The following is a 25,603-nucleotide window of genomic DNA, read 5'->3' on the forward strand; positions in this document are numbered from 1 at the left end:
TATTTTTTTCCCTTTCCACTTCTCTATGTCTGCCCAAACCCCTAGCCCAGCCGGCGCCGACCCCCGCGCCGATAACGGCCACCGGCCGCCCATGCTCACTAGCTACCACACCACCACAGCACCGCTCATCGTCACGCCAACTTTCTTGACGCGGGCCGACGCCACGCCCCGCACCCAGCGGCCCCAGGAAGAAGGCGCGACCCGCGACCGCCGCGGCGCGGGCATCGAGAACCCCGACGCGGAGCCCACCGAAATTGCACTGGAAGCCAACCCCAACCTCGATTTTGAGCATTGGGATGAGTATTGGCGCAAGGTGCACGGCCCCAAATTCGCCTACGAGGAGCCGGGCACCGACAATGAGTTGGTACTGCGCTACGACCAGGTGCATCGCGTGGCGGGCGGGCCGTCCTCTTTTTTTACGCCACCCTACCGGGCCATGATTCAGGAAAACGGCCAGCTCGTAGCCGACCCCTACGCCCGGGTGCCCGCCTACCAGCGCCCGCGCTTCGATGGCTTTGCCTACATCGCCTACGCGGCCGAGGCCGACATCAACCGGGTGCTGAAGCAGGACCAATACGCCAAGCGCATCATTGCCGACGAGCAAACGGTCTTCCGCCTGGTTACCCGCGAAATTACCCGCGAGTATATTCTGCTGCCCAGCGCGCAGCACCGCGACCCCATTAGCCTGGTCAAAATCCATTACCGGCGGCCCGAATTGAGCCGCGCGGAGTTTCAGGCGCGCCTGCTGCGGCAGCACGCCCCGCTGGTGCTGGCCCAGCCCGCCACCCACACCTACGTGCGCCGCTACGCCCAATTGCACAACATCGGCTCGTCGCAGCAGCCCGACCCCGAAGGCGAGCTTATCGACGGTATTTCGGTGTTCGCCTTCGCCAGCATGAACGATGTGGAGGACTACCTGGCCAGCGACGACTACCGGGCTATTGCCGCCGACGAAGCCACCTTCACCGACGTGGCGCAGTCGGAGTATTGGACTGGCCTCAACTACAGCGTTATCAATCGGCTGCTGCCCGAGTTGGCTACGGCTTACTGAAGTGTGTGAACTGGAAGCCAGATGAGCAGGACGTGTTTAGTAAGGTTTCATGGACATTCCCTACCTCCTGCCGAGCCGGGCAGGCCTAGCTTTGCGCGCTTTATATTACTGACCGCGCCATGCCCGAAGGCACTATTTTGCTCATTGATGATGAGGCGAGCCTGCGCCGGGTAGTGGCGCGGGTGCTCGAGTTTGAAGGCTATACCGTATGGCAGGCGCCCGATGCCCAGCGCGGCCTCGAAGCCCTGCGCCAGCACGCGGCCGAGGTGCTGGTCATCCTCTGCGATGTGAAGCTGCCCGACGCCCACGGCGTGGCGCTGCTACCCCGCCTGCGTGCCCTGGCCCCACTGGCCGAAGTGATTTTGCTGACTGCCTACGGCACCATTGCCGACGGCGTACAGGCCATGAAAGAGGGGGCCTTCGACTACCTCACCAAGGGCGACTCGGACGACCAATTGCTGGCAATAGTGGCGCGAGCCGTAGAAAAAGCCCGGCTCCAACACCGGGTAGCGGAGCTGGAAAAGCAAGTAGGTACCCAGTACAGCTTCGCCTCGATGATTGGCCACTCGCCGGCCCTGCTGCGGGCCAAAGCCCTGGCCGAGCGCGTGGCGCCCACCGAGGCCGCCGTGCTGCTCGAAGGGCCTACCGGCAGCGGCAAGGAGCTATTTGCCCAAGCTATTCACCAAGCTAGCCCGCGCCGGGGCAAGCCCTTTGTAGCCGTCAATTGCAGCGCCTTTCCCAAGGATTTGCTCGAATCGGAGCTGTTTGGCTACCGCAAAGGCGCTTTTACGGGCGCCCTCACCGACAAAAAAGGCTTATTTGAGGAAGCTAATGGCGGCACGTTGTTTTTGGATGAAATCGGCGAGTTAGATATCACCTTGCAAGCCAAGCTGCTGCGCGTGCTCGAAACCCAGGAATACCACAAGCTCGGCGACTCGAAGCCCAGCAAGGGCAACGTGCGGTTGGTGGCCGCTACCAACCGCAACCTGCGAGCCGAGGCCGACCAAGGCCACTTTCGGGCCGACTTGTACTACCGCCTCTCGGTGTTTGTGGTGCCCGTGCCGCCGCTCAATGCCCGGCGCGAAGACATCGAGCCGCTGGCCGAATATTTTCTCCAATTTTACGCTGCCAAGCTGCGCAAGCGGCTGCGCGGCATGGATGCCGAATTTCGGCAATTGCTGCGCGCCTACGACTGGCGCGGCAATGTGCGCGAACTCAAGAACGTGCTCGAACGGGCCGTTATTCTGGCCGATGAGGAGCGGCTAACGGCCGATACCCTACCCCCCGAATTTCAGGCCTTTCCTACCCCCCACGCGGGCGACGAGCCCACCGGCAGCCGCACCCTGCGTGCCCTGGAAAAACGCCAGATTCAGCTGGTGCTGCAAGAAGTAGCCGGCAATAAGATGGAGGCCGCCCGCCAACTGGGCATCGGTGTCAAAACCCTGTATCGCAAGATTGAAGAGTATGGCCTGTAGGCGGCACGTGGCCGGGCCAACCGGGTCTTTTTGACCTGGCACCGGGTCAAAAAGACCCGGTCAGGGGGAGGAAATGAATAAGGCATAACACTTGCCTAATTTCTTTTCCCTTTTATAGCCAGTATTTTAAGCCGCCAATGCGAGGCGCCTTACTAACTTGGTGCAGCGTTGGTAAAGCTTGTGGCGAAAGGAACGGACTTTTCCGGACTTTCGCGTTATGAGCATCAAATCATCCATCACCCTGGGGCTTTTGGCCATGCTGGCGCTGCTGGTGGGCAGCGGCAGCTACGCCTACTACACCGTGCAGCGCCTCGAAAGCAGCACCCGCACTATCCTTCAGGATAATTTTTATTCGGTGCAGCTGGGCCAGGGCATGTTGCAGGCCCTCGACCAAACCGAAACCGCCCCTACCCCCGCCGCGGGCCTGGCGCAGTTTGGGGCGCTGCTGGCCCGCGAAGCGGGCAACATCACGGAGCAGGGCGAGCAGCCGCTGGTCGATAGCCTTACCCGAGGCTTGGCCCGCTACCGCCAGCAGCCCAGCGCGGCAGGCTTCGTGCAACTGCGCCGCCAGACGCACCACATGGTGCAGCTTAATATGCTGGCGCTCACCCGCAAAAATGCGGCCGCCGCCAGCGCCGCCACGGTAGCCAGCCGCTACCTCATCCTGTGCACGGTGCTGGGCTTACTGCTCGCCCTGACGTTGGTACTAAGCGTGCCCGAGGCCGCCGTGACGGGGCTACGCAAGCTCTCCGCCAGCATCGACCACGCCACGCAGGGCGACTTCTCGGCGTCGATTCCGGTGGAAAGCTCCGATGAATTTGGGCGGGTAGCCCTGGGGTTTAACCGCCTTTTGACGCAGCTCGACGCCTTTCGCAATACCAACTTGGCCGGGGTATTGGCCGAGCGCAACCGGGCCGCCAGCATTGTGCGCACGCTGGATGAGGGCTTGCTGCTACTCGACGAAAACGGCTTGGTGCTCGTGGCTAACCCGCTCGCGTGCACGCTACTGGGCTTGGCTGAGCGGCAAGTAATTGGCCACTCGGCTGCGGCGCTGGCCGAGCAGCACCCCCTGCTTCAGCAGCTGCTAGCCTATGCGCAGCGGCCTGCCGCCCGCCGCACGGGGCCCCTACCCTTTACGGTGGCGCACCACGGCGAAGAAGCCCACTACCAACTGGTGGTGCACGATGTGTTGAGCCCGAGCCCCACGCACGGCCACCTGGAGTTTGCCGGCACCATCCTGGCGCTGCATAATGTGTCGGACTTTACCAAGCGCGACCAAACGAAGTCGCATTTCCTGGCCACTGTGTCGCATGAGCTGCGGACGCCGCTTTCGACTATCAATTTCCACCTCAAGCTGCTGCAAGACCCGCGCGTGGGCACGCTCACGCCCGAGCAGCAGGAGATAATTGCCAGCGTGAAGCAGGAAAACCAGCGCCTGTTAAACCTCACCGGCAACCTGCTCGACGTGTCGCGCCTCGAAAGCGAATCGCTGCCGCTAGATGCGCAGCCCCTACCCCTCGCGGATTTGGTAACCCAAGCTATTGCGCCGGTGCAGCTGCAACTGGCGCCCAAGCAGTTGCAGCTCGACGTGCAACTGCCGCCCGACCTGCCCGCCGTGCGCGCCGACCGCGAAAAGTCGGTGTGGGTGCTGCTCAACCTGCTCACCAATGCCGTGCGGCACTCGCCGGCCCAGGCCACCATCGAAGTGCGGGCGGCCCGCATGCCCAATGGCCGCGCCGTGCGGGTGGAGGTGCAGGACCACGGCCCCGGCATTGCCCCCGAGCACCAAGAGCACATTTTTCAGCGCTTTACCCAGCTCACGCAGGCCGCAGATGCACCGCGCACGGGCAGCGGCCTGGGCCTAAGCATCGGCCGCGAATTCATCACTTCGCAAGGTGGCCAGCTAGGGGTAGAGAGCACGCCTGGGGCCGGCAGCACCTTCTTTTTCACGCTTCCCATTGCCGACGAATTGGCCTAAGGGCCGCCCTTTTTTCTCTATTTTTCTATGGCTTCCGTAGCACTTTCCGACACCAGTATTCACACCCGGCGCATTACGGCGGCCGGGCTGCTGGTTACCCTAGGCATCATTTTCGGCGACATTGGCACCTCGCCGCTGTACGTGTTCAAATCTATCCTCGGCGACCGGCCCATCAGCGAACTGCTGGTGTACGGCGGCGTGTCGGCCATTTTCTGGACGCTCACGCTGCAAACCAGCATCAAGTACATCTGGCTTACGCTGGAGGCTGATAACCACGGCGAAGGCGGTATTTTTTCGCTCTATTCGCTGGTGCGGCGGCGCGGCAAGTGGCTGATGTGGCCCGCCATCATCGGGGCCGGCACGCTGCTGGCCGACGGCATCATCACGCCGCCCATCTCGGTATCGTCGGCCATTGAGGGGCTGAAAATCCTGGACCCTGGCTTGTCAGAAACCACCATTATCGGCATCGTGCTGGTTATTATCACTTTACTGTTTGGCTTCCAGCAGTTTGGCACCAAGGTGGTGGGCGCGTCCTTCGGGCCAATTATGCTGCTGTGGTTTACCACGATTGGCACGCTGGGCTTTGTGCAGGTGCTGCACCACCCCGGCGTGCTCGCCGCCCTCAACCCGCTCTACGCCATTAAGTTGCTGACCGTTTACCCGAAAGGATTCTGGCTGCTGGGCGCGGTATTCTTGTGCACCACTGGGGCCGAGGCGCTGTATTCCGACCTGGGCCACTGCGGGCGCAAGAACATCCGCGTATCCTGGATTTTGGTAAAAACGGCGTTGGTGCTCAATTACTTTGGGCAGGCCGCCTGGGCCATGCAGTTTGTGGGCAAGCCCATCGGCGCCGACCAAAACCCGTTCTTCCTTATCGCGCCGACCTGGGCATTGCTACCCCTCATTTTGCTGGCCACCCTGGCCACTATCATCGCTTCGCAAGCCCTGATTTCGGGTTCTTACACCCTTATTTCTGAAGCCGTTAGCTTGAATTTCTGGCCTAAGGTGCGCATCCTATTTCCTACCGACCAGCGCGGGCAGATTTACGTGCCCAGCATTAACTGGCTGCTGTGGTTTGGCTGCGTGTGCGTGCAGCTGTGGTTCAAAACTTCGTCGAACATGGAAGCGGCTTATGGCTTTTCCATCACCGTGGCTATGATTACGACGAGCATTTTGCTTTCGCAGTATTTGCGCGGGGTGCGGCACTGGGCGCTGCCAGTGGTGGGGCTCATTATGCTGGTGTTTTTGACGGTGGAGCTGTCGTTTTTGGTGGCCAACATCACTAAGCTGCTGAACCGGCTCGGTATCTTGGTTTTCGAGTGGGCCCTGATTCTCAGCATGTGGGTAGGCTACAAAGGCCGGCAGATTAAGAACCGCTACCTCGACATGACCACTTGGGCCGACAACCTAGCCACCCTGCAAGAGCTGAGCCAGGACGCCACCGTGAGCAAGTACGCCTCGAACCTGGTGTACCTCACGCGCAGCAAAAACGCGCAGCAAATTGAGTCGCGCATCCTCTACTCCATCCTGCGCAAAAAGCCCAAGCGCGCCGACCGCTACTGGTTTCTCAACATCAGTTCATTAAATGAGCCGTTTGGGATGCGCTACACCCTCGAAACGCTGGTGCCCGACGTGGCTTACAAAATCAATTTTCAGCTCGGTTTCCGCATTCAGCCGCGCATCAACCTGCTGTTTCGCCGGGTACTCGAAGACATGGCCGCCCAGGGCGAAATCGACATTACCTCGCGCTACGCCACGCTGCAAAAGCGCCACCTACCCGGCGACTTTCGCTTTGTGGTGCTTGATAAAGTGCTCAGCTTCGACAACCAGCTGTCGTTTAAGGAAAGCTTCATTTTGAAAAGCTACTTTTTCCTCAACCGCTTGGCCATCAGCGACCAGCAGGCCTTCGGCCTCGACACCAGCGACGTGACGGTGGAGAACGTGCCGCTCACCATTCAGCCCTACGCCAAGCTCGACTTGCAGCGGGCGGTGGCAGAGAGCCAAGTAGCACCGGCTAAGGCGGAGGTGATGGCTAGCGCGGCGTTGTAGCGAAGGTACTGGCGTGGGGTACCGTGAGGCCTCATACTAAGTACAGATACTTAGTAAATAAGATTTTACGATTTTCCAATGTCCGAATGCACCATCCTGCTCATCGACGATGAGGAGCTGTTGCGCCTGGCCGTGGCGCGCACCCTGGAGCTGGAAGGCTACCCCGTTTTGCAGGCGGCCAACGCCTATACGGGCCTCCAACTCTTGGCGGACCACGCCAACGAAATAGGCGTCATTCTTTCTGATGTGAAGCTGCCCGACGGGCGCGGCCTCGACTTGCTACCCCGCTACCGCGCCCTGGCCCCGCTAGCCGAAGTCGTGCTAATGACCGCCTACGGCACCATCGCCGACGGCGTGCGCGCCATGCGGGAAGGCGCCTTCGACTACCTCGCCAAAGGCGATGCCGACGAGCGCTTGGTGGTAGTAGTGGACCGCGCCGCCGAAAAAGCCCGCCTCCGGCGCCGCGTGGCCGACCTCGAAAAAAAGGTGGGCAGCCACTACACCTTCGAAGCGATGGTGGGCCACTCGCCGGCGCTGGCAGAAGCCAAGCGGGCGGCGCAGCAAGTAGCCGCCACCGAGGCCACGGTGCTGCTCGAAGGCCCCACCGGCGCCGGCAAAGAGCTGTTTGCCCAGGCTATTCACTACGCCAGCCCGCGCCGGAGCAAACCCTTTGTGGCCGTCAATTGCAGCGCCTTCCCCAAAGAATTGCTCGAATCGGAGCTGTTTGGCTACCGCAAGGGCGCTTTTACGGGGGCGAATACCGACAAGAAGGGCTTGTTTGAGGAAGCCAACGGCGGCACGCTCTTTTTGGACGAAATCGGCGAGCTGGCCCCCGAGGCCCAAGCCAAACTCTTGCGGGCCCTTGAAAGCCAAGAGTTTACCAAGCTCGGCGACAACCGCCCTACCCGGGTGAATGTGCGCGTGGTAGCCGCCACCAACCGCAACCTCAAGCAGGAGGCCGACGCCGGCCACTTCCGACTCGACTTGTACTACCGCCTCTCGGTGGTGGTGCTGCGGGTGCCGCCGCTCAGTGCGCGCCGGGGCGACGTACCCGTGCTGGCGCACTTCTTCGCGCAGCACTTTGCTACCCAGCTGCGCCAGCGCCCGCTGGTGCTTAGCGCCGAGGCCATGCAGGCCCTCGAAGCCTATGCCTGGCCCGGCAACGTGCGCGAACTGCGCAACGTGCTCGAACGCGCCAGCATCCTGACGCCGCCCGGCCAGCCGCTCGCCGCCACCGACCTCCCCCTCGAAGTGCAGCTGGCCGCCCTAGAAACCCAGCTGGGTCCGCCGCCCCCTACCCCCTCCCTCGACCCCGACCCCGCTGCCGACGACCCGCGCCTGCTGCGCAACGCCGAAAAGCACCACATCCAGCGCATGCTGCTAGAATGCCACGGCAACAAAGCCGCCACTGCCCGGGTCCTCGGCATCGCCCACACCACGCTCTACCGCAAGCTGGAGGAGTACGGCTTGTAAAGCTGCCGGCCTTAGGCTAGCGGCTGAGGCCAGGCAGGCCATCTCCATAGGCTGTCCTAAAACGCTAGGGTGCGCTAGCGTTTTGCACAAAGGCCCTAGCAAAACGCTAGTCTTGGCGCGCTAGCTGCCAAGCTTAGCTTGCGCTGATTGAAATTATTCTTGCTGTTTCACAGACACTTACACAAGGATTTTTACTACCCCTACCAGTTGGGGCCTGGCTTTGCTCAGGCTACAAGGGTCGCCACAACTCGCGGCGCTTTTAGGCCCTTTCACCTCATTTACCATGCCTACCCCCCTCCTAATGATTCTCCTGCTCACGGCCGCCGGCCTGGCTGGGTTCTGGCTCTTTTACAAGTCAGTTGATTTTTTTGACCATATCTAAGCCGCTCATCCCATGATGGTTGCCCTCCTTGCCTTGTCGCTGGCTGTGTTCGGCTACTTGGTATATGTGCTGCTGAAGCCCGAGCGCTTCTAGGCTGTTTTCTTCCTTCGATTTCCTTGCCATGACTACTGGTTTATTAGGTATTTTCGTCACCTATGGGCTTACGCTTTTGCTAGCCCTGCCGCTGGGCCGGTTTTTGGCCAATGTATTTCAGGGCCACCAAAATGCACTCGACTTCTTGGCGCCGTTGGAGCGCGGCTTGTTCCGCCTGGCTGGCCTCGACGAGAAGCGCGAAATGACCTGGCAGCAGCACCTGCTAGCGCTGCTCACTATCAACTTGGTGTGGTTCGTGTTCGCCATGGTCGTGCTCTGCACCCAGGGCAGCCTACCCCTCAACCCAGACGGCAACCCCTCGATGTCGCCCGACCTGGCCTTCAACACCAACATTTCCTTCCTGGTCAACTGCAATTTGCAGCACTACTCCGGCGAATCGGGCCTGAGCTACTTGTCTCAAATTGTAGTCATTACGTTTCTGCAATTTGTGACGGCCGCCACCGGCATTGCCGCGGCCGTGGTCGTTCTCAACGCCCTGCAAACCCGCACCACCGATAAGCTCGGCAACTTCTACAACTACTTCGTCAAGAGCCTTACGCGCCTGCTGCTGCCGCTGTCGCTGGTTATTGCGCTCATCCTCGCCTTCAACGGCGCGCCCATGACGCTGCACGGCAAGCAGCAACTCGTGACGGTGCAGGGCGACTCCGTGGCCGTGGCGCGCGGCCCGGTGGCGGCCATGGTAGCCATCAAAGAGCTGGGCACCAACGGCGGTGGCTTCTTCGGCGCCAATTCGGCGCACCCGCTCGAAAACCCCAACTTCGCCACCAACGTGACCGAGAACGTGGCGCTGGCGCTTATCCCCCTCGCGCTAGTGTTCGCGCTGGGCTTTTACCTCAAGCGTCAGAAGCTGGCCTACATGATATTCGGCGTGATGACGGTAGGCTTCCTGGCCCTGCTGGCGCCCACTGTGTACTACGAAATGCACGGCAACCCCGCCATCAGCCAAATGGGTGTAAACCAAGCGTTAGGCGCGCTGGAGGGCAAGGAAATCCGCTTCGGCGCGGCGGCCTCGGCCTACTGGAGCATCACGAATACGGTCATCAGCTGCGGCTCCATCAACTCGATGCACGATTCGTTTATGCCGCTTTCGGGCCTGTGCCAGCTGCTGGGCATGATGACCAACGCCTTCTACGGCGGGTGTGGGGTAGGGCTGCTCAATTTCTTCGCCTATCTCATTATCGCCGTGTTCATTGCGGGCCTAATGGTGGGGCGCACGCCCGAGTTTTTGGGCAAGAAAATCGAAGCCCGCGAGATGAAAATCGCCGTTATCGTGACGCTGCTGCACCCGCTGCTCATTCTGGCGGGCACCGCCCTCACGGCCCATCTATTCGCCGGCAGCCCTACCGAATACGCTGGCTGGCTAGCTAACCCCGGCTACCACGGCTTTTCAGAAATGCTCTACGAGTTCACCTCCGCCTCGGCCAACAACGGCTCGGGCTTCGAGGGCCTCGGCGACAACACGCCCTGGTGGAATATTTCGACGGGGGTAGTAATGCTGCTTTCGCGCTTCCTGCCCATCATCGGTCCGGTGGCCATCGCCGGTTTGCTGGCCCGCAAAAAAGTGGTGCCCGAAGGCGCCGGCACGTTGCCCGCCGATACCGCCACATTTGGCGTGATGGTGCTGGCCGTCATCGTCATTATCGCGGCGCTGGCCTTCTTCCCGGCCCTGGCGCTGGGGCCGCTGGCCGAGCATTTTTCGCTGTACTAAGGCTACGCTTGCCAAGCCGCTCCCGAACGTAGCGCCTCACCCCTAGTCCCTCTCCGAAAAGGAGAGGGGAATTAGCTCTAGTTTTTAGTCTCACGCTTTTCATCGCTTCACCCAGCTAGCTTCTAGAACTAGAAGCTAGTCCCCCTCTCCTTTTCGGAGGGGGCTAGGGGTGAGGCGCACGCCAGAAAGAACCTCTAAAATGGCTACCCAATCCCCTTCTTTATTTCAACCCGCGCTCGTGGCCGAGGCTACCAAGCAGGCGTTTGTCAAGCTCGACCCGCGCGTCATGTTCCGCAACCCGGTGATGTTTACTGTGGAGCTGGGCACCGTAGTTATGCTCTTTGTCACCGTCGGCCTGCTGCTAAAGCCCGACGCCGCGCAAGGCAGCTTCGGCTACAACCTCACGGTTTTCATCGTACTGTTTCTCACCCTATTATTCGCCAATTTCGCCGAGGCCATCGCCGAGGCGCGGGGTAAGGCCCAGGCCGACTCGCTGCGCAAAACCCGCCAGGATACGCCCGCTAAGGTGCGGCTGGCAAACGGCCAGTTCGAGTACGTCAGCTCGGCGCAGCTGCAAAAAGGCCAGGTGTTTGTGGTCGAAGCCGGCGAGATTATCCCCACCGACGGCGAGATTATGGAGGGCCTAGCCACCATCGACGAGTCGGCCATCACGGGCGAGTCGGCCCCGGTTATCCGCGAGGCGGGCGGCGATAAATCGTCCGTCACGGGCGGCACCAAGATACTCTCCGACCGCATTGTGGTGCTGGTGACCACCGCCCCCGGCGAGTCGTTTCTGGATAAGATGATTGCGCTGGTCGAAGGCGCGTCGCGGCAGAAAACGCCGAATGAAATTGCCCTCACGATTCTGCTCGCGGGCTTCACGCTGGTCTTCGTGATTGTGTGCGTGACCTTGCAGCCGTTCGCGGCTTACTCGAAAACACCGATTGCCATTTCGGCTTTCATCGCGCTGTTTGTCTGTTTGATACCGACTACCATCGGCGGGCTGCTGTCGGCCATTGGCATTGCGGGCATGGACCGTGCGCTGCGCGCCAACGTCATCACCAAGAGCGGCAAAGCCGTGGAAACGGCCGGCGACATCGACGTGCTGCTGCTCGATAAAACGGGCACCATCACCATCGGCAACCGGCGCGCCACGCACTTTTGGCCCGCCCCCGGCGTGTCGGAGCGCGAGCTGGTGGAAGCCGCTACCCTTAGTTCCTTGCACGACGAGACTCCCGAGGGCAAAAGCATCGTGGAGCTGGCCCAGCAAGTGCGCCGCACCGATGCGGCCGACCTCCAGCGGCGCGCCCAGGGTAGCGAGGCCATCAAGTTCACGGCCGAAACCCGCAGCTCGGGCGTGACGCTGGCCAGCGGCCTACGCATCCGCAAAGGCGCTTCCGATGCCATCCGCAACCTGGCTAATGCGGCCAGCCAGCCCTTTCCCAACGAGACGACCCAGCAGGTAGCGGCCGTGGCCAGCAACGGCGGCACACCGCTGGTGGTGAGCGAAAACGACCGCATTCTGGGCGTGGTCGAACTCCAGGATATTATCAAGCCCGGCATTCAGGAACGGTTTGAGCGCCTGCGCAAAATGGGCATCAAAACTGTGATGGTAACCGGCGACAACCCGCTCACCGCCAAGTTCATCGCCGAAAAAGCGGGCGTCGATGACTTCATCGCCGAAGCCAAGCCGGAAGATAAAATGCAGTACATCCGCACCGAGCAGCAGGCCGGCAAGCTGGTGGCGATGATGGGCGATGGCACCAACGACGCGCCCGCCCTGGCCCAGGCCGACGTGGGCGTGGCCATGAATTCGGGCACCCAAGCTGCCAAAGAAGCCGGCAACATGGTGGACCTCGACAACGACCCCACCAAGCTCATCGAGGTAGTCGAAATCGGCAAGCAACTGCTCATGACGCGCGGTACGCTCACTACGTTTTCTATCGCCAACGACGTGGCCAAGTACTTCGCCATCGTGCCCGCGCTATTTATGGTGGCCATTCCGGCGCTGGGCGCGCTCAATATTATGGGCCTGAAATCGCCGCAATCGGCCATTCTCTCGGCCGTCATTTTCAATGCCCTCATCATCCCGGCACTGGTGCCGCTAGCCCTGAAGGGGGTAGCCTACACGCCCATCGGCGCCTCGGCGCTGCTGCGCCGCAACCTGCTGATTTATGGCCTTGGCGGGGTCATCGTTCCCTTCATCGGCATCAAAGCTATTGACCTGGTAGTCGGCTTGTTTTTATAAAAATCAACAGAAACCGTCCTGCTTCCCGGCGTTCAGCAGGACGGTCTACATCAACTAATTCTCCATGAAATCTCAACTCCTTGTTGCTGTGCGCCTCACACTGGCGCTGCTAGTGCTGTGCTGCGTCATCTACCCTGCTATTGTGTGGGCGGCGGCGCAGCTCGCTCCTGGCCACGGCGAAGGCGAGCAAATCGTCCAAAACGGCCGCCTTGTGGGCTTTGCCAACGTGGGCCAGCAATTCGATAAGCCCCAATATTTCAACTCGCGGCCCTCGGCGGCCGGCTACAAAGCCGATGCTTCGGCCGGCTCCAACAAAGGCCCGTCCAACCCCGATTACCTCCGAGAAGTACAGGGCCGCCTCGACACCTTTCTAGTGAAAAACCCGGGCGTGCGCCGCGCCGACGTACCGGCCGAATTGCTCACCGCCAGCGGCTCGGGCCTCGACCCTGACCTTTCGCCCCAGGGCGCACTGGTGCAGGTGGCGCGGGTGGCCCGCGTGCGTGCCCTACCCCCCGCCCAGGTGCAAGCGCTGGTGCAGCAGCATACCGAAACCAGCCTGCTGGGGCCCGACCATGTGAACGTGCTAAAGCTTAATGTGGCGCTGGATGCGCTGGCCGGTACGCGCTAGGTTTCTTTGTTTTTTATTCGTCGGCAGCTTGCCTGAAGCTGCGCTTAGTTCATGAAAAAGCTTTTATTGGCTGGCCTGTTGGCTTTCCCTACGGGGGCAGCATTGGCCCAGACTACCCCCACCACCGACCCCGCGCTGGCCGTGCCGCCGGCGGCGGCCCCGGTTACGCCGGCGGCGGGCCCGCTCACCTACTACGGCTTCGTAGATGCCTACTATGGCTACGACTTTGGCCACGCCAATGGCAACGACCGCCAGTATTTTCTGTATTCGCACGGCCGCCAAAACGAGTTTACCGTGAACCAGGCGCTCGTGGGCGTGCGCTACGACGATGGCCACGTGCGCGGGGCCGTGGGGCTGCACGCCGGTACTTACGTGAGCGCCAACTACGCCGCCGAAGACCCCGTGCTCCGGCACGTCTACGAGGCTTATGCGGGCTTCCGGCCTTTCGCCAAGGCCTGGCTCGACCTGGGTATTTTTGGCTCGCACATCGGGTTTGAATCGGCCATTTCCAAAGACAACTGGACGCTGACGCGCTCCGTGATGGCCGAAAACTCGCCCTACTACGAGTCGGGCGCGCGCTTTACCTACGAAGTCGGTCCCAAGCTAACGCTCACTGGCCTGGTGCTCAATGGCTGGCAAAACATCCGCGAAACCAACCAGGCCAAAGCCCTGGGCACCCAGCTCCAGTGGAAGCCTACCGACAAACTGCTCCTCAATAGCAGCACGTTTTATGGCAACGAGCAGCCGCAGGACTCGCTGGTGCGCCGCCGCTACTACCACGATTTCTACATCACCTACGCCGCCACCGAGCGCCTGAATGTGGCCCTGGTTTTCGACGTGGGCAAGCAGCAAAGCGCCGGCCACCACGGCTACGATACCTGGCACAGTGCCTCGGCCTTTGCCAAGTATAAACTGGCTGATAAGCTCTCGGCCACGCTGCGTGGCGAGTATTACTACGCCGAGCGCGGCGTTATCATCCGCAGCATCATGCCCCGGGCGCTGGACACTGATTTTCGGGTGGCCGGCGGCTCGCTCAACCTCGATTATGCGCCCGCCAGCAACGTGGTTTTTCGGGTCGAAGGTCGGTACTTGAATGGCTTGCGGGGCGTGTTTGCGCGGAGCGACAACGCCGACAACCGCAGCTACGGCAACGTGACGACCAGCATCGCACTATCCTTTTAATTGATTTAACTACTTCACTTTCCGAGTTATGAGCCCCGAGCAGCGCGACCAGTCCGCCGAGCGCTTCCTGCGCCTCGTGCAGGCCAAGCGGCGCGGCACGCTCAAGATATACCTGGGCCTGGCGGCGGGGGTAGGCAAAACCTACCGCATGCTGCAAGAGGCCCACGACCTGCACAGCCACGGGGTAGACGTGCTGCTCGGCTACGTCGAAACCCATGGCCGGGCTGGCACCGTGGCTCAGTTGCGCGAGCTGCCGGCCATGCCTCGCAAACAGGTGTTTTACAAGGGCCACGCAGTGGAGGAAATGGACCTCGATGGCATTGAGCAGCGCCGCCCGCAAGTGGTGGTGGTGGACGAGCTAGCGCACACCAACGTGCCCGGCTCGCGCCACGAAAAGCGCTGGCAGGACGTGGAGGAACTAGTCAGCAAGGGCATTTCGGTGATAACCGCCGTGAACGTGCAACACCTCGAAAGCCTGCACGACCAAGTGCTCAAAATCACGGGTACCGACGTGACCGAGCGCATCCCCGACCAGCTATTGCGGCAAGCCGACGAGGTGGTGAACGTAGACTTGACCGTGGGCGAGCTGCGCACCCGCCTCGAAGAAGGCAAAATCTACGACGCGGCCAAGGTGCCTACCGCGCTGGCCAATTTCTTCCAGGCCGAAAACCTGCTGCAACTGCGCCGCCTGGCCGTGCGCGAAGTAGCCCAGCTGCTGAGCCACCAAGTCGAAACCGGCTCGGGCGGCGCGCCCGCCGTGCTGCCGCAGTTTCGCAACGACGACCGCCTGCTGGCCTGCATCAACACCAACGACCGGGCGGCCAAGGAAATCATCCGCAAAACCTCGCGGCTGGCCGACCGCTTTGGGGCTGCTGCTTGGTACGTGCTCTACGTGCAAACCGGCCGCGAAAGCGCCGACCGCATTGGGCTAGCTGCCCAGCGCCATCTCCTGAATAACCTGCAACTAGCCACCGAGTTGGGCGCGCAGATTATGCGCGTGAAGGACGACGACATCGTGGCAGCCATCCGGCGGGTAGCCCAGGAAAAAAACGCCACACTACTCGTTTGCGGCATCACCGGCGAGAAGAATTTGTGGCAGCGCCTAAGCCGCGGCGGCGTGACGCATGACCTGCTAACCGCCGTGGCCAGCGATGGCAGCGACCTAGACGTGTATTTGATAACGTATTGATTTTCTGGCAAACTGCCTACCCCCTGGCAGTTGCCTCACCCTCGCCCATGAATCTGAAAACCAAAATCACGCTTGGCTTTGTGGCGATGCTGGCCTTGCTGCTTGGCCTTGGGGGCTACGCATTTTACACCGTGCTCCGGCTCGACCGCAACTCGCGCAACGTGCTCAAGGACAACTTCTACTCGGTGGAGCTGGGCCAGCAAATGTTGCGCGCCCTCGACCGCATGGCCGGCGACCCCAATGCGGCCCAGGGCCTGCCCCAGTTTCGCCAGAGCCTGACTCGCGAGGCGGGCAACATTACGGAAGTCGGCGAGCGCGAGGTGGTAGATAGCCTCACCCAGAGCCAGGCCGATTTTCAGCGCCAGCTCGACGCCGGCACGCCGGCCGCCGGCCGTGCCCCTACCCTCGACTTATTGCGCCAGCAAACCTACCGCATGGTGGCGCTGAACACCGCCGCCCTCACCCGCAAAAACGAGCAGGCCAACCGCAATGCCACCCAGGCCGGCCAGTACCTGGCGCTCTTCGCAGCGGTAAGCCTGCTGCTTGGGCTCATGTTTGTGCTGAGCGTGCCGGAGGCCGCGGTGAGCCCCTTGCGCACGCTCACCAATAGCCTGGAGCACGCTACTGCGCAAGATTTTACCGCTACTATTCCGGTCGAAAGCACGGACGAGTATGGCCGCGTGGCCACGGCCTTTAACCGCATGCTGGTGCAGCTGCAAGCGTACCGCACCTCTACCCTGGCCGAGCTGCTGGCCGAGCGCAACCGCACGGCCAGCATCGTGAGCGGCCTTGATGAAGGCCTGCTACTGCTGGATGAAAACCGGCGCATTATCTTGGCCAACCCCGCTGCCTGCGCCCTACTGAGCCGGCCCGTGGAGCAACTGGTGGGCCAGCTGGCCACCGACGTAGCCAAGGAAAATGACCTGCTGCGCGAAATTTTGCGGCCGCTCGATGTGGAGGCTACCCGCCGCGAGCAGGCCGTGGCCGATGCGCCGCTGCTGCGCATTGCCCAGCGGGGCGAGGAGGCATTTTACCGGCTGGCGATGCAGGAGCTGGTGTCGTTTAATGAGGCGCGCGGCAAAATGGAGTTCGTAGGGCAAATTATCACCCTGCGCAACGTGTCGGACTACAAAAAGCTCGACCAAGTGAAGTCGAATTTTCTGGCTACGGTGTCGCACGAGCTAAAAACGCCACTGAGCAGCATTAACCTAAATGCCAAGCTCTTGCAGGATGAGCGCCTACCCCCCGACGAGCGCTTGCGCGTTACGGGCCACATCCGGCAGGAAACCCAGCGCCTGCAACGCATGGTGAGCGAGCTGCTGGACGTGTCGCGCCTCGACGCGGGGGCCGGCATTCAGCTCGACCTGCGCCCTACCAGTTTGGCCGATGTAGTACGCTTTGCCACCGCCACCGTGCAGCCCCAGCTCACCGACAAGGCCCTACCCCTCGAGTTGCAGCTGCCCGCCGAGTTGCCCGCCGTGAAGGCCGATGTGGAGAAAACCACCTGGGTACTCATCAACCTGCTGGCCAACGCCATCCGCTACTCGCCCCGCGGCGAACCGCTGGCTGTGCGCGCCGCCGTGGCCGGGGCGTTTGTGCAAGTGAGTGTGCAGGACCGCGGGCCGGGCATCGCGGCCGAGCACCACGACAAGATTTTTCAGCGCTTCGCCCAAATACCCGACAAGACCGGCTACCGGGGGGGTAGCGGCTTGGGGCTGAGCATCGCCCGCGAGTTTATCACCACGCAGGGCGGGCGGCTGTGGGTCGAGAGCGAGCTGGGCAGCGGCAGCACGTTTGCCTTCACCCTGCCGGTGGTAGGGTAGCGGGCCGTTGCGCGCGCGGGTGCTGCGCCTGTTGCCGGCGCTGGGGCCACGAGCACGAGCCGCGCGGTGTACCACCCTACTATGTAGGCACAACTGCTTGATGTGCAGCACTAGGTTTAGCTTTGGGCAGTTCTTACCCCCTACTTGTTGCTCACCATGAGATACTGTATGTTGGTGCTGGGCCTGTTGCTGCATGGGCTGCTGGCCGGAGCCCAGGCCGTGCCGTATGGCCACAACCCCGCCGCGGGCCACTACCAGGCGGTGCGCGGCGTGCGGCTGTACTACGAGGTGTACGGGGCGGGGCCGCCGCTGCTGCTCATTCATGGCAACGGGGGTAGCCTGCAAGACTTTAAGCAGAACATTCCTTACTTCGCCCAGCACTACCGGGTCATCGCCGTGGACAGCCGCGCCCACGGCAAGTCGGTAGACCCCGGCGACTCGCTGAGCTTTGAGATGATGGCCGACGACTTCGCTGCCCTGCTCCGGAGCCTGCGCCTCGACTCGGCCTACGTGCTGGGCTGGAGCGACGGCGGCATCAATGCCGTGGTGCTGGCCCTGCGCCACCCGCAGCTGGTGAAGCGCTTGGTGGCGACGGGAGCCAACTTCTCGCCCGACTCGACGGCCCTAACGCCGGCGCTGTGGCGCCAGCAGCAGCGCGGCTACCAGGAAAACAAGGCCCACCCACCCACCGACCCCGTTAGGAAGAACGACTGGAAAGTGTTCTTGCTCGACGTGTTTCAGCCCACTATTCCGCTGCCGGTGCTGCGCCGGGTAGCGGCACCGGCCTTCATCATTGCCGGCGACCGCGACGTGATTACGCTGGAGCACACGGTGGCCATTTATCGGCACTTGCGCCGCGCCTGGCTTTGGATAGTGCCCGATAGCGGCCACGCCACGCTGCAAGAGCACGCCGACGAATTCAACCGCAAGGCCGACGCCTTTTTTCGGGCCAAATTCATTTCTAGCGCCGCGCACTAACGCGGCTGCTTTAGGCTGGTTGTGGTCTGTTTTTCAGCAGCCTACCCCCCACTTTGGGGCCCAGCTTATGGAGGAAATGCGCGGGCGACGCAACGACTTGGGTACCTACTGCGAAACCCATTTCGCCCGGGCGATGCCGGCTGGCCAACGTGCTGCCTTTAAGGTTGCGGGCTAGCTGTCAGCCTCTTATATTTGGCGCCATAACCTAACTTCTTGGTGCTATAGAACTTCGCATACAGAATCTCTCAAAAACGTATGCCAACGGCGTGCGAGCGCTGCACAACGTGTCGCTGACCATCCCCAACGGCATGTTTGGCTTGCTGGGGCCCAACGGAGCGGGCAAAAGCAGCCTCATGCGCACCATTGCCACGCTGCAAGAGCCGGATGCGGGCACCATCACGCTGGGCACCCTCGACGTGCTGACCGAGAAAGACGCCGTGCGCCGGGTGCTGGGCTACTTGCCCCAGGAATTTGGCCTCTACCCCAGTATTTCGGCCGAAGTGCTGCTCGACCATTTTGCCAGCCTCAAGGGTATTCGCGACGCCCGGGAGCGCAAGCTGGCCGTGGAGGCGCTGCTGCAACAAACCAACCTGTGGGCGGCCCGCAAGAAAAACCTGGGTGGCTACTCGGGCGGCATGCGCCAGCGCTTTGGCATTGCGGTGGCGCTGCTGGGCGCGCCGCAGCTCATCATTGTAGATGAGCCCACGGCTGGCCTCGACCCCACCGAGCGCAACCGCTTCCTCGATTTACTGTCCGAAATCGGCGAAAACGTGGTGGTTATTCTCTCCACGCACATCGTGGAAGACGTGACGGAGCTGTGCTCCAACATGGCCATTATCGCCGGTGGCGAGGTAGTGGCCACCGGCCAGCCCAGCGAGGTAATCGGCGAGCTGCGCGGCAAAGTATACCGTACCAAAACCGAGAAAGCCGCCCTGGCCCAATTGAAGTCCGAGTACGAAGTCATTTCCTCGAAGCTGGTGGCCGGGCAGCCCGTGGTGCGCGTGTTCAGCGACCAGCCCATCAATGGCCAGTTTCAGCCCGCCGAGGCTACGCTGGAAGACGTGTATTTCCACCGCCTGGCGCGGCGCGATAAGTCGGTTATTGCCTGAACCTTACCAACCGCCCTGCTCCTCTAGCGGCCGGCCCACTACTTAGCCATTAGCCATGTTTCGCGACGTCTTTCTGTTCGAGCTGCGTTACCGTTTTCGCCAGCCCAGCACGTATATCTACTTCGGCATTCTGTTTCTGATTGGCTTTATTTTTCTGGCCGTAGAAGAAACCTTCTTTGGGCCCAGCACGGGGGGTAAGGTGTTCAAGAACGCCCCCGACACGCTGGCCAACTTCACGCTGGGCGGCTCGATGCTGGCCATGTTCATTACGGCGGCCATTGTGGGCACTCCCATCTACCGCGATGATAAAGAAGGCATTACGGGTTTGCTCTACACCACCCCTATGCACAAGCCGGCCTACCTGGGCGGGCGCTTTGCGGCCTCTATGCTAGTTATCTGGTTCATTATGAGCGGCATCTCGCTGGGGGCGATGGCGGGCTCGGTGATGCCCTGGCTGAACCCAGCCAAGTACGGGCCTTTCCGGCTCGACGCCTACCTACTACCGCTGGTAGGGGGGGCATTTGTGAACGCGTTTTTTGCGGGGTGCATCTTCTTTGCGGCTTACCTGTTCACGCGCTCGTCGCTGGTTATCTACTTGGGGGGCATTGTGTTGTTTCTGCTCTATGTCATTGCAGGGGTCGTTACGACTAACCTGAACAACGAGCACTTGGCCGGCTTGCTCGACCCCTTTGGGCTCGACACCCGCACCGTGGTCACGAAGTACTGGACCATTGCCGAGCGCAACACCAAAATGCTGCCCTTCGGCAGCGGCGACATGCTCGAAAACCGCCTGCTGTGGGCGGCCGTGGGGCTGGGGCTACTGGCGCTCAGCTACGCCAGCTTCCGCATGGGCACACCGCGCAGTAGCGGCAAAGCCACCGCTCCCGAGTTGGCCACGCCACCGGCTGGCCTGGGCATTCGGCGCTCGCCGGTCGTATTTGGGGCGGGCACGGGGCTGTGGCAAATGGGGCAACTGGCGCAGGTGCAATTTCTGAACGTGGTACGGGCGTGGTCGTTTCGGGCGCTGGTGTTTTTTGGAGTCGTGAACGTGCTGATTTCGGCTTACTTCCGCTACACCGGCGACCGGGTACAAATGCCCGTCACCTACGAGATACTGAGCCTGATTAACAACGGCTTTGGGCTGTTTTTTCTCATCATCATCACCGTGTATTCGGGCGAGTTGGTGTGGCGCGAGCGCGAAACCAAGCTCCAGCAGGTATTTGATGCGCTACCCGTGCCCAACTGGGTGCCTTTCGTGAGCAAGCTGCTGGCGCTGGTGGGCACGCAGGTGGTGCTGTACGCAGCGCTGGTGCTGGTGGGGCTGGGCATCCAGTTGTTTAGCGGCTACCACGCCGTAGAACTGGATTTGTATGCCAAAGATTTCGCGTTGCAGCTACTCAATATCACGCAGCTCTGCGCCCTGACGATGGCCGTGCAAACCATTGTCAATAATAAGTACGTGGGCTACACGGTGATGATAATTTTCTACGTGGTGGTGTTCATTGCGCCCGACGCGCTGGGGCTGCACCACGTGCTGCTCAAGTACAACGGCACCATTCCGTACACCTACTCCGATATGAATGGCTATGGGCATTTCGTGGCCCCGCTGTTTTGGGTAAACCTGTACTATATGGCCATTGCGCTGCTGCTGGCCGTGCTTACCAACCTGCTGTGGGTGCGCGGCGCCGAAACCAGTGTGCGGCACCGCGGGCGCTTGTTTGGGCAGCGCTTTGGCACCGGGGCGCGGCTGGCGCTGGCCGGGGCGGTAGTGGCCGTGCTGGGGGTAGGCGGCTACGTGTATTACAGCACCAACGTCGAAAACCAGTATTTTGCGCCCAAGGGCCTCGAAGCCCGCTCGGCCCGCACCGAGCGCCAGTACAAGCGCTACGAAAAGCTGGCGCAGCCTAAGATTATCGCCACCCGGCTCAACGTGGATATTTACCCCACGGCCAGCCCGCGCCGCTACCAAATGCAGGGCATCCTAACGCTGCTCAACAAAGAGAGCCACCCGCTCGATACGCTGTTCGTCAACTACGACCCCAGCCGCGCGGTGCAAACTACCCTCTCGCCCGGCCGCCCCGCCAAGGTGCTGCTCGACGACCCAGTGGCCGGGGTGCGCCTCTATGGCCTGGCCCAGCCGCTGGCCCCCGGCGACTCGCTGCCGCTGGCCCTCACGGTGCGCTACGCGGCGCGGGGCTTCACCTCGCGGCCCCAGGACCAGGGCGTGTTTAGCTGGGCTATCATCTCGCCCGAAGACCGCCTCACCGCCAACGGCACTTTCCTCGATGGCACCGGCGTGCGCCTGGGCTACCAGCCCGACGGCGAGCTGGAAGACGACGACGTGCGCCAGCGCAACGACCTGAAACCCAAAGAACGCGTGCCCCGCCTCAACGACCCACGCGGCCTGATGACCTGCGGCTTCACCACCGATGCCGACTACACGCGCTTCGAAACTACCGTGAGCACCGACGCCGACCAGACGGCCATCGCGCCTGGCTATTTGCAGAAGCAATGGGTGCAAAACGGCCGCCGCTACTTCCACTACCGCATGGATGAGCCGATGCTCAATTTCTACTCCATCCAGAGCGCCCGCTACGACGTGCGCCGCGACCACTGGCGCGACCCCGCCACCGGCCAGCAGGTGGCCATCGAAATCTACTACCACCCCGCCCACGCCTACAACGTGCCGCGCATGGTCGATGCCCTCAAAAAAGGCCTCACCTACTACACCAAGGCCTTTGGGCCGTATCAGTTCCGGCAGGTTCGCATCCAAGAATTTCCGCGCTATAAGAACTTCGCCCAGAGCTTCCCCAACACCATTCCGACCTCGGAGGGCGCAGGCTTTATCGCCGACCTGCGCGACCCCGAGCGGCCCGATGGCGTGTTTTTCATCACCAACCACGAGCTGGGGCACCAGTGGTGGGGCCACCAAGTGGTGGGCGGCCAGGTACAAGGCTCGTCCATGCTCAGCGAGTCGCTGGCCGAGTACTCGTCGCTGATGACCTGCAAACACGAGTTCACCGGCCCGCTGATGCAGAAGCGCATGCGCGACGAACTCGACCAGTACCTGCGCGGCCGCCGCAACGAACGCAAGAAAGAGCTGCCGCTGATGCTGGTCGAAAACCAGCCCTACATCCACTACAACAAGGGCGGCATGGTATTTTTTGCGCTGCAAGACTACATCGGTGAGGAGAAGCTGAACGGGGCCATCAAGGCTTTTCTGGCTAAAACCCGCTACCAGGCCCGGCCCTACACCAACACCGCCGAGTTTGTCAGTTACCTCAAAAAAGCCACGCCCGACTCGTTGCAATACGTGGTACACGACATGTTTGAGACGATAACGCTCTTCGAAAACCAACTCGACGACGCCACCTACACCAAGCGCCCCGACGGCAAGTACGACGTGCGCCTGACCCTGCGCGCCGCCAAAATGCGCGCCGATAGCCTCGGCAACGAAACCCCCATCAAGCTGAACGACTACGTAGATGTTGGCATTTTTGGCCCCGACCAAGCCCGAAAAACCGAGGACTACGACGCCAGCGGCAAGGCGCTTTATTTCAAAAAGATAAAGCTCACGCAGCCTAAAACTGTGCTCACCTTCGTGGTGCCCGAAAAGCCAGCCAAAGCTGGCCTCGACCCCTACCACAAGCTCATCGACCGCCATTACATGGACAACGTGAAGGTGGTAGCGGCCGGCGAAAAAGCCGCGCCCGTAGTGGCCCAGCGCTGAAGCCATTGTTGGCCAGTTGCATTATCTATGCGATGATGCAACGCAAAAGAGGGGGGTAGGGCTGATTGCCCTACCCCCCTCTTTTGCGTTGAGCCAGCTACGCTTGGCGCTAGTGCACCACCAGCTTTTTTGTTACCAGGCCTTCTTCGGCGAAGAGTTGGAGCGTGTAGATGCCCCCGGCCAGGCCCGTGAGGTCGAGCGGGCGAGTGGCGGCCAGCGCCGTGGGGGCAGCTTCGCGGCGCACCACACGGCCGGTAGCGTCTACCACGGCGAGCGGCGCGGCTAGCAGCGCCGGCGACGCGGCCAGCACGTAACGCCCGCCCAGGCTAGGGTTGGGATACACGCTAAGCGCGGCTTCGAGCGCCGCGCTACGCACGGCCGTAACCGTGCCCGTAAACGACACATCATCGACCTGAAACACCGTGCCCGCCGTGGCGCTGGTGCTGATAACGCCCGAGCTAAACACCAGGCGCACCGAATCGGGCAGCGCCCCCGAGGTGTACGTGAGCGGCACCTGCGCCAGCACGTAGGCCGTGTTCACGGTTGTGAATACCTGCTGGGCCGTGGCAATGGTTTGCAGCACGCCGCCTACCCGGCGCGTAAGCGCCACCTGCGCAAACGCCCCGTTGCTGGCCACCGCGGGCTGCGGCCCCGACAACTTGTAGTAAAACTGGAGCATGGCCGGCCGGGTAGTGAACGGGATGCCGCCTGGCACGGCTGGGTTGGGGCCCACCTTGGTGCCGATGCCCACCGCGCCGGGCAAGGCGCCCAGCAGCGTGGTTTTGGTTTCGAGCCGGGCGGCGTAGGTGCCCCCGTGCGCGTCGGTGGTTTTGGTAAAGGAGCCGGTGGGCAAGGCCAAGCCAAGAGTAACCGCGATTACATCGTCGGTAGTGAGCCAGCCGGTGGGCGATTCTACGCCGTTGCGCGCAGCCCAGGTTTCGAAGGTGCCGTTGGCTACGGTTTGGGCGTGGGCGGGCGCCAGGGCGGCACCCAACAGGCCGAGTGCTACGGCCGAGCGGAGAAGCAGTATTTTCATGAGAAAGAGAAAAAAGGTGAGTAACCAGTATTGGCTGTGCGGCGGGCGCGCGTCCGCGCTATGCGTAGCGCTAGTTCAGCGATTGTAGCCAGGGTAGGGCGTTGGCCATCATGGGTACAATGCTGCTTTCGTGGGTGCCCCCGGTGATGGGAAAAAACTCGACATTGGTAGCCCCAGCGGCCTGAAAGCGGGCAAACGTGCTGGCCGAAGTTTGGTAAAACACACTCTCGTCGGCGGTGCCGTGGTAGAGGCGCGTTGGGCTCCGAGGCACCCAGTTGGCGAAGCTGTTGTCCTGCATTTTTTGCTTGAGCACCGGCTCGCCGCTGGGGCTACTCAGGCTGGCGTAAAAAGCGGGCGTGAAGAGGGCCGCGGGGCTGGTTGTGAGGGCGGCATCAATTTCGGCGCGCACGTGGGTGCCGTCGAGCAGCGCGGGCAGCTTGGCCGCGTACGGCGCCTGGAAGAAGTCGGTGAGGGGCCGGTTCCAATCGTAAGTAGTATTGTACGCTTGCAGGAACAGCGCCAGAAACGCCGGCGTGGCGTAGGAAGATGCCGAAGCTACGCCACTGAGCATACCCGGCAGGTCGTAGCCCCCGGCGCCTTCGGCGGCGGCCGTTAGGGTGAGGCCCTGCAACGGGTTGGTTTCAATTTCTTGCTGGGCAGCCATCGTCACGTAGCCACCCTCGGAGTAGCCCACCAAAAACAGGTGCTGGTTGAGCGCTATTTGCTGCTGGCTGAGGTAATATTTGGCGGCCTTAATCATGTCTACCACCGCGCCGGCCGAGGTGGGCTTGTCGTAAAAAGACTGCCCTACCCCACTCGACACGCCCAGGCCCACGAAGTCGGGAATGAGGGTAACAAAACCCGTACTGGCGAACAGCTCGAAGCCCGTGAACGTAGCCGGGAAGTTAGACGGCGCATCGGCGTAGCGAAACATAGTGCCGTGCTGGGCGCTCAGCAGCGCCGGCGCCGTGGGCATATTGAGCGGGATGCCGAGCATGCCCGACACCTGAAGCAGCTGCCCCTTGTAGGTAGTCTTATACAGAAATTTATAGTACGAAACGTTGTACTTGAGCTGGGCCGTGAAAGCGCCAAAACCGGCCGCCGTAGCCAGGGCTTGCAGCTGCGCCTGCGACACGGTGGCCACCGGCGTGGCCGACACAAACAGGTCCTGGCCGGTGAGCAGCGCCGGGTCGGGAGTCGGGTTATCTTGCTTGTGGCAGCCGCTGGCCCCGTACAGTAGCAGCGCCAGCAGCAGGCCCCGCAACGGGAGGAAAAGTGCTTTCATAGTTGCCAGTAAAGAAGTGTGTGAAAGCAAGATAGCAATGCGGCCGTAGACTACTACTACCCAGGTCCAACTTTACTGGCCAGCCGTTCAGCTACGCGGCAGGGGGTAGGGCCGCCGCCTGGGCGGCCGGTGCTATAAAGCCGAGTCATTACATTCGGCCTCCCG

General features: G+C 61.8%; 17 protein-coding genes. 15 read left to right on the plus strand and 2 right to left on the minus strand.

Going from position 1 to position 25,603, the window contains the following annotated elements; all coding sequences use genetic code 11:
* Positions 1–25: 25 nt before the first annotated feature.
* The 15 genes from GO988_RS17505 to GO988_RS17575 all read left to right on the plus strand — a co-directional run bounded on the left by GO988_RS17505 (position 26) and on the right by GO988_RS17575 (position 23,117).
* The gene (locus GO988_RS17505; protein ID WP_157567910.1) at positions 26–1,051 is read left to right on the plus strand and encodes an EthD domain-containing protein; all 1,026 of its coding nucleotides are present in this window, start codon (positions 26–28) and stop codon (positions 1,049–1,051) included.
* A 119-nt stretch (positions 1,052–1,170) separates the two neighbouring features.
* Positions 1,171–2,526, plus strand: a complete 1,356-nt coding sequence (locus tag GO988_RS17510; protein WP_157567912.1) for a sigma-54-dependent transcriptional regulator — start codon at positions 1,171–1,173, stop codon at positions 2,524–2,526.
* 217 nt (positions 2,527–2,743) lie between these two features.
* On the plus strand, positions 2,744–4,504 hold the full coding sequence (locus tag GO988_RS17515) for a HAMP domain-containing sensor histidine kinase (protein ID WP_157567914.1): 1,761 nt from the start codon (positions 2,744–2,746) through the stop codon (positions 4,502–4,504).
* Positions 4,505–4,531: 27 nt separating this feature from the next.
* On the plus strand, positions 4,532–6,553 hold the full coding sequence (locus GO988_RS17520) for a KUP/HAK/KT family potassium transporter (RefSeq protein WP_157567916.1): 2,022 nt from the start codon (positions 4,532–4,534) through the stop codon (positions 6,551–6,553).
* 78 nt (positions 6,554–6,631) lie between these two features.
* Positions 6,632–8,026 (plus strand): sigma-54-dependent transcriptional regulator, encoded by a 1,395-nt coding sequence (locus GO988_RS17525; RefSeq protein WP_157567918.1) that lies wholly within the window; start codon positions 6,632–6,634, stop codon positions 8,024–8,026.
* A 397-nt stretch (positions 8,027–8,423) separates the two neighbouring features.
* The gene (gene kdpF / locus GO988_RS24785) at positions 8,424–8,501 is read left to right on the plus strand and encodes a K(+)-transporting ATPase subunit F (RefSeq protein ID WP_394351232.1); all 78 of its coding nucleotides are present in this window, start codon (positions 8,424–8,426) and stop codon (positions 8,499–8,501) included.
* A gap of 28 nt (positions 8,502–8,529) precedes the next feature.
* Entirely contained in the window at positions 8,530–10,230 is a 1,701-nt protein-coding gene (gene kdpA, locus GO988_RS17535) for a potassium-transporting ATPase subunit KdpA (RefSeq protein ID WP_157567920.1), read from the plus strand.
* 199 nt (positions 10,231–10,429) lie between these two features.
* Positions 10,430–12,478 carry a potassium-transporting ATPase subunit KdpB gene (gene kdpB, locus GO988_RS17540; RefSeq protein WP_157567922.1) on the plus strand — a complete coding sequence of 683 codons (2,049 nt, stop codon included), beginning with the start codon at positions 10,430–10,432 and terminating at the stop codon, positions 12,476–12,478.
* Between the two features lie 64 nt (positions 12,479–12,542).
* Positions 12,543–13,106 carry a K(+)-transporting ATPase subunit C gene (gene kdpC / locus GO988_RS17545; protein WP_157567924.1) on the plus strand — a complete coding sequence of 188 codons (564 nt, stop codon included), beginning with the start codon at positions 12,543–12,545 and terminating at the stop codon, positions 13,104–13,106.
* A 51-nt stretch (positions 13,107–13,157) separates the two neighbouring features.
* Positions 13,158–14,288 (plus strand): porin, encoded by a 1,131-nt coding sequence (locus GO988_RS17550; RefSeq protein ID WP_157567926.1) that lies wholly within the window; start codon positions 13,158–13,160, stop codon positions 14,286–14,288.
* 28 nt (positions 14,289–14,316) lie between these two features.
* The gene (locus GO988_RS17555; RefSeq protein ID WP_157567928.1) at positions 14,317–15,477 is read left to right on the plus strand and encodes a sensor protein KdpD; all 1,161 of its coding nucleotides are present in this window, start codon (positions 14,317–14,319) and stop codon (positions 15,475–15,477) included.
* A gap of 47 nt (positions 15,478–15,524) precedes the next feature.
* Positions 15,525–17,300, plus strand: a complete 1,776-nt coding sequence (locus tag GO988_RS17560) for a HAMP domain-containing sensor histidine kinase (RefSeq protein WP_157567930.1) — start codon at positions 15,525–15,527, stop codon at positions 17,298–17,300.
* A gap of 156 nt (positions 17,301–17,456) precedes the next feature.
* Positions 17,457–18,278 (plus strand): alpha/beta fold hydrolase, encoded by an 822-nt coding sequence (locus GO988_RS17565; RefSeq protein WP_232341572.1) that lies wholly within the window; start codon positions 17,457–17,459, stop codon positions 18,276–18,278.
* Positions 18,279–18,499: 221 nt separating this feature from the next.
* The gene (locus tag GO988_RS17570) at positions 18,500–19,387 is read left to right on the plus strand and encodes an ABC transporter ATP-binding protein (RefSeq protein ID WP_317164924.1); all 888 of its coding nucleotides are present in this window, start codon (positions 18,500–18,502) and stop codon (positions 19,385–19,387) included.
* Between the two features lie 55 nt (positions 19,388–19,442).
* Positions 19,443–23,117: an ABC transporter permease/M1 family aminopeptidase gene (locus tag GO988_RS17575; RefSeq protein ID WP_157567932.1), complete on the plus strand. Its 3,675-nt coding sequence runs from the start codon at positions 19,443–19,445 to the stop codon at positions 23,115–23,117.
* Positions 23,118–23,226: 109 nt separating this feature from the next.
* Here the strand turns inward: GO988_RS17575 and GO988_RS17580 are convergent, their stop codons facing one another.
* Both GO988_RS17580 and GO988_RS17585 read right to left on the minus strand, forming a co-directional pair.
* Positions 23,227–24,153 (minus strand): T9SS type A sorting domain-containing protein, encoded by a 927-nt coding sequence (locus GO988_RS17580; RefSeq protein WP_157567934.1) that lies wholly within the window; start codon positions 24,151–24,153, stop codon positions 23,227–23,229.
* Positions 24,154–24,223: 70 nt separating this feature from the next.
* Positions 24,224–25,438, minus strand: a complete 1,215-nt coding sequence (locus GO988_RS17585) for a lipase family protein (RefSeq protein WP_157567936.1) — start codon at positions 25,436–25,438, stop codon at positions 24,224–24,226.
* Positions 25,439–25,603: the final 165 nt, after the last annotated feature.

Source organism: Hymenobacter ginkgonis (assembly GCF_009755225.1).
In the GTDB taxonomy this organism is placed as follows: Bacteria; Bacteroidota; Bacteroidia; order Cytophagales; family Hymenobacteraceae; genus Hymenobacter; species Hymenobacter ginkgonis.

Excerpts from the sequence above, each read along its gene's own strand:
- kdpF (WP_394351232.1), top strand. The coding sequence starts at position 8,424 with ATGGTTGCCCTCCTTGCCTTGTCGCTGGCTGTGTTCGGCTACTTGGTA.
- GO988_RS17575 (WP_157567932.1), top strand. The coding sequence starts at position 19,443 with ATGTTTCGCGACGTCTTTCTGTTCGAGCTGCGTTACCGTTTTCGCCAG.
- kdpA (WP_157567920.1), top strand. The coding sequence starts at position 8,530 with ATGACTACTGGTTTATTAGGTATTTTCGTCACCTATGGGCTTACGCTT.
- GO988_RS17555 (WP_157567928.1), top strand. The coding sequence starts at position 14,317 with ATGAGCCCCGAGCAGCGCGACCAGTCCGCCGAGCGCTTCCTGCGCCTC.
- kdpC (WP_157567924.1), top strand. The coding sequence starts at position 12,543 with ATGAAATCTCAACTCCTTGTTGCTGTGCGCCTCACACTGGCGCTGCTA.
- kdpB (WP_157567922.1), top strand. The coding sequence starts at position 10,430 with ATGGCTACCCAATCCCCTTCTTTATTTCAACCCGCGCTCGTGGCCGAG.
- GO988_RS17560 (WP_157567930.1), top strand. The coding sequence starts at position 15,525 with ATGAATCTGAAAACCAAAATCACGCTTGGCTTTGTGGCGATGCTGGCC.
- GO988_RS17565 (WP_232341572.1), top strand. The coding sequence starts at position 17,457 with ATGAGATACTGTATGTTGGTGCTGGGCCTGTTGCTGCATGGGCTGCTG.
- GO988_RS17585 (WP_157567936.1), bottom strand. The coding sequence starts at position 25,438 with ATGAAAGCACTTTTCCTCCCGTTGCGGGGCCTGCTGCTGGCGCTGCTA.
- GO988_RS17550 (WP_157567926.1), top strand. The coding sequence starts at position 13,158 with ATGAAAAAGCTTTTATTGGCTGGCCTGTTGGCTTTCCCTACGGGGGCA.
- GO988_RS17510 (WP_157567912.1), top strand. The coding sequence starts at position 1,171 with ATGCCCGAAGGCACTATTTTGCTCATTGATGATGAGGCGAGCCTGCGC.
- GO988_RS17525 (WP_157567918.1), top strand. The coding sequence starts at position 6,632 with ATGTCCGAATGCACCATCCTGCTCATCGACGATGAGGAGCTGTTGCGC.
- GO988_RS17580 (WP_157567934.1), bottom strand. The coding sequence starts at position 24,153 with ATGAAAATACTGCTTCTCCGCTCGGCCGTAGCACTCGGCCTGTTGGGT.
- GO988_RS17515 (WP_157567914.1), top strand. The coding sequence starts at position 2,744 with ATGAGCATCAAATCATCCATCACCCTGGGGCTTTTGGCCATGCTGGCG.
- GO988_RS17505 (WP_157567910.1), top strand. The coding sequence starts at position 26 with ATGTCTGCCCAAACCCCTAGCCCAGCCGGCGCCGACCCCCGCGCCGAT.
- GO988_RS17520 (WP_157567916.1), top strand. The coding sequence starts at position 4,532 with ATGGCTTCCGTAGCACTTTCCGACACCAGTATTCACACCCGGCGCATT.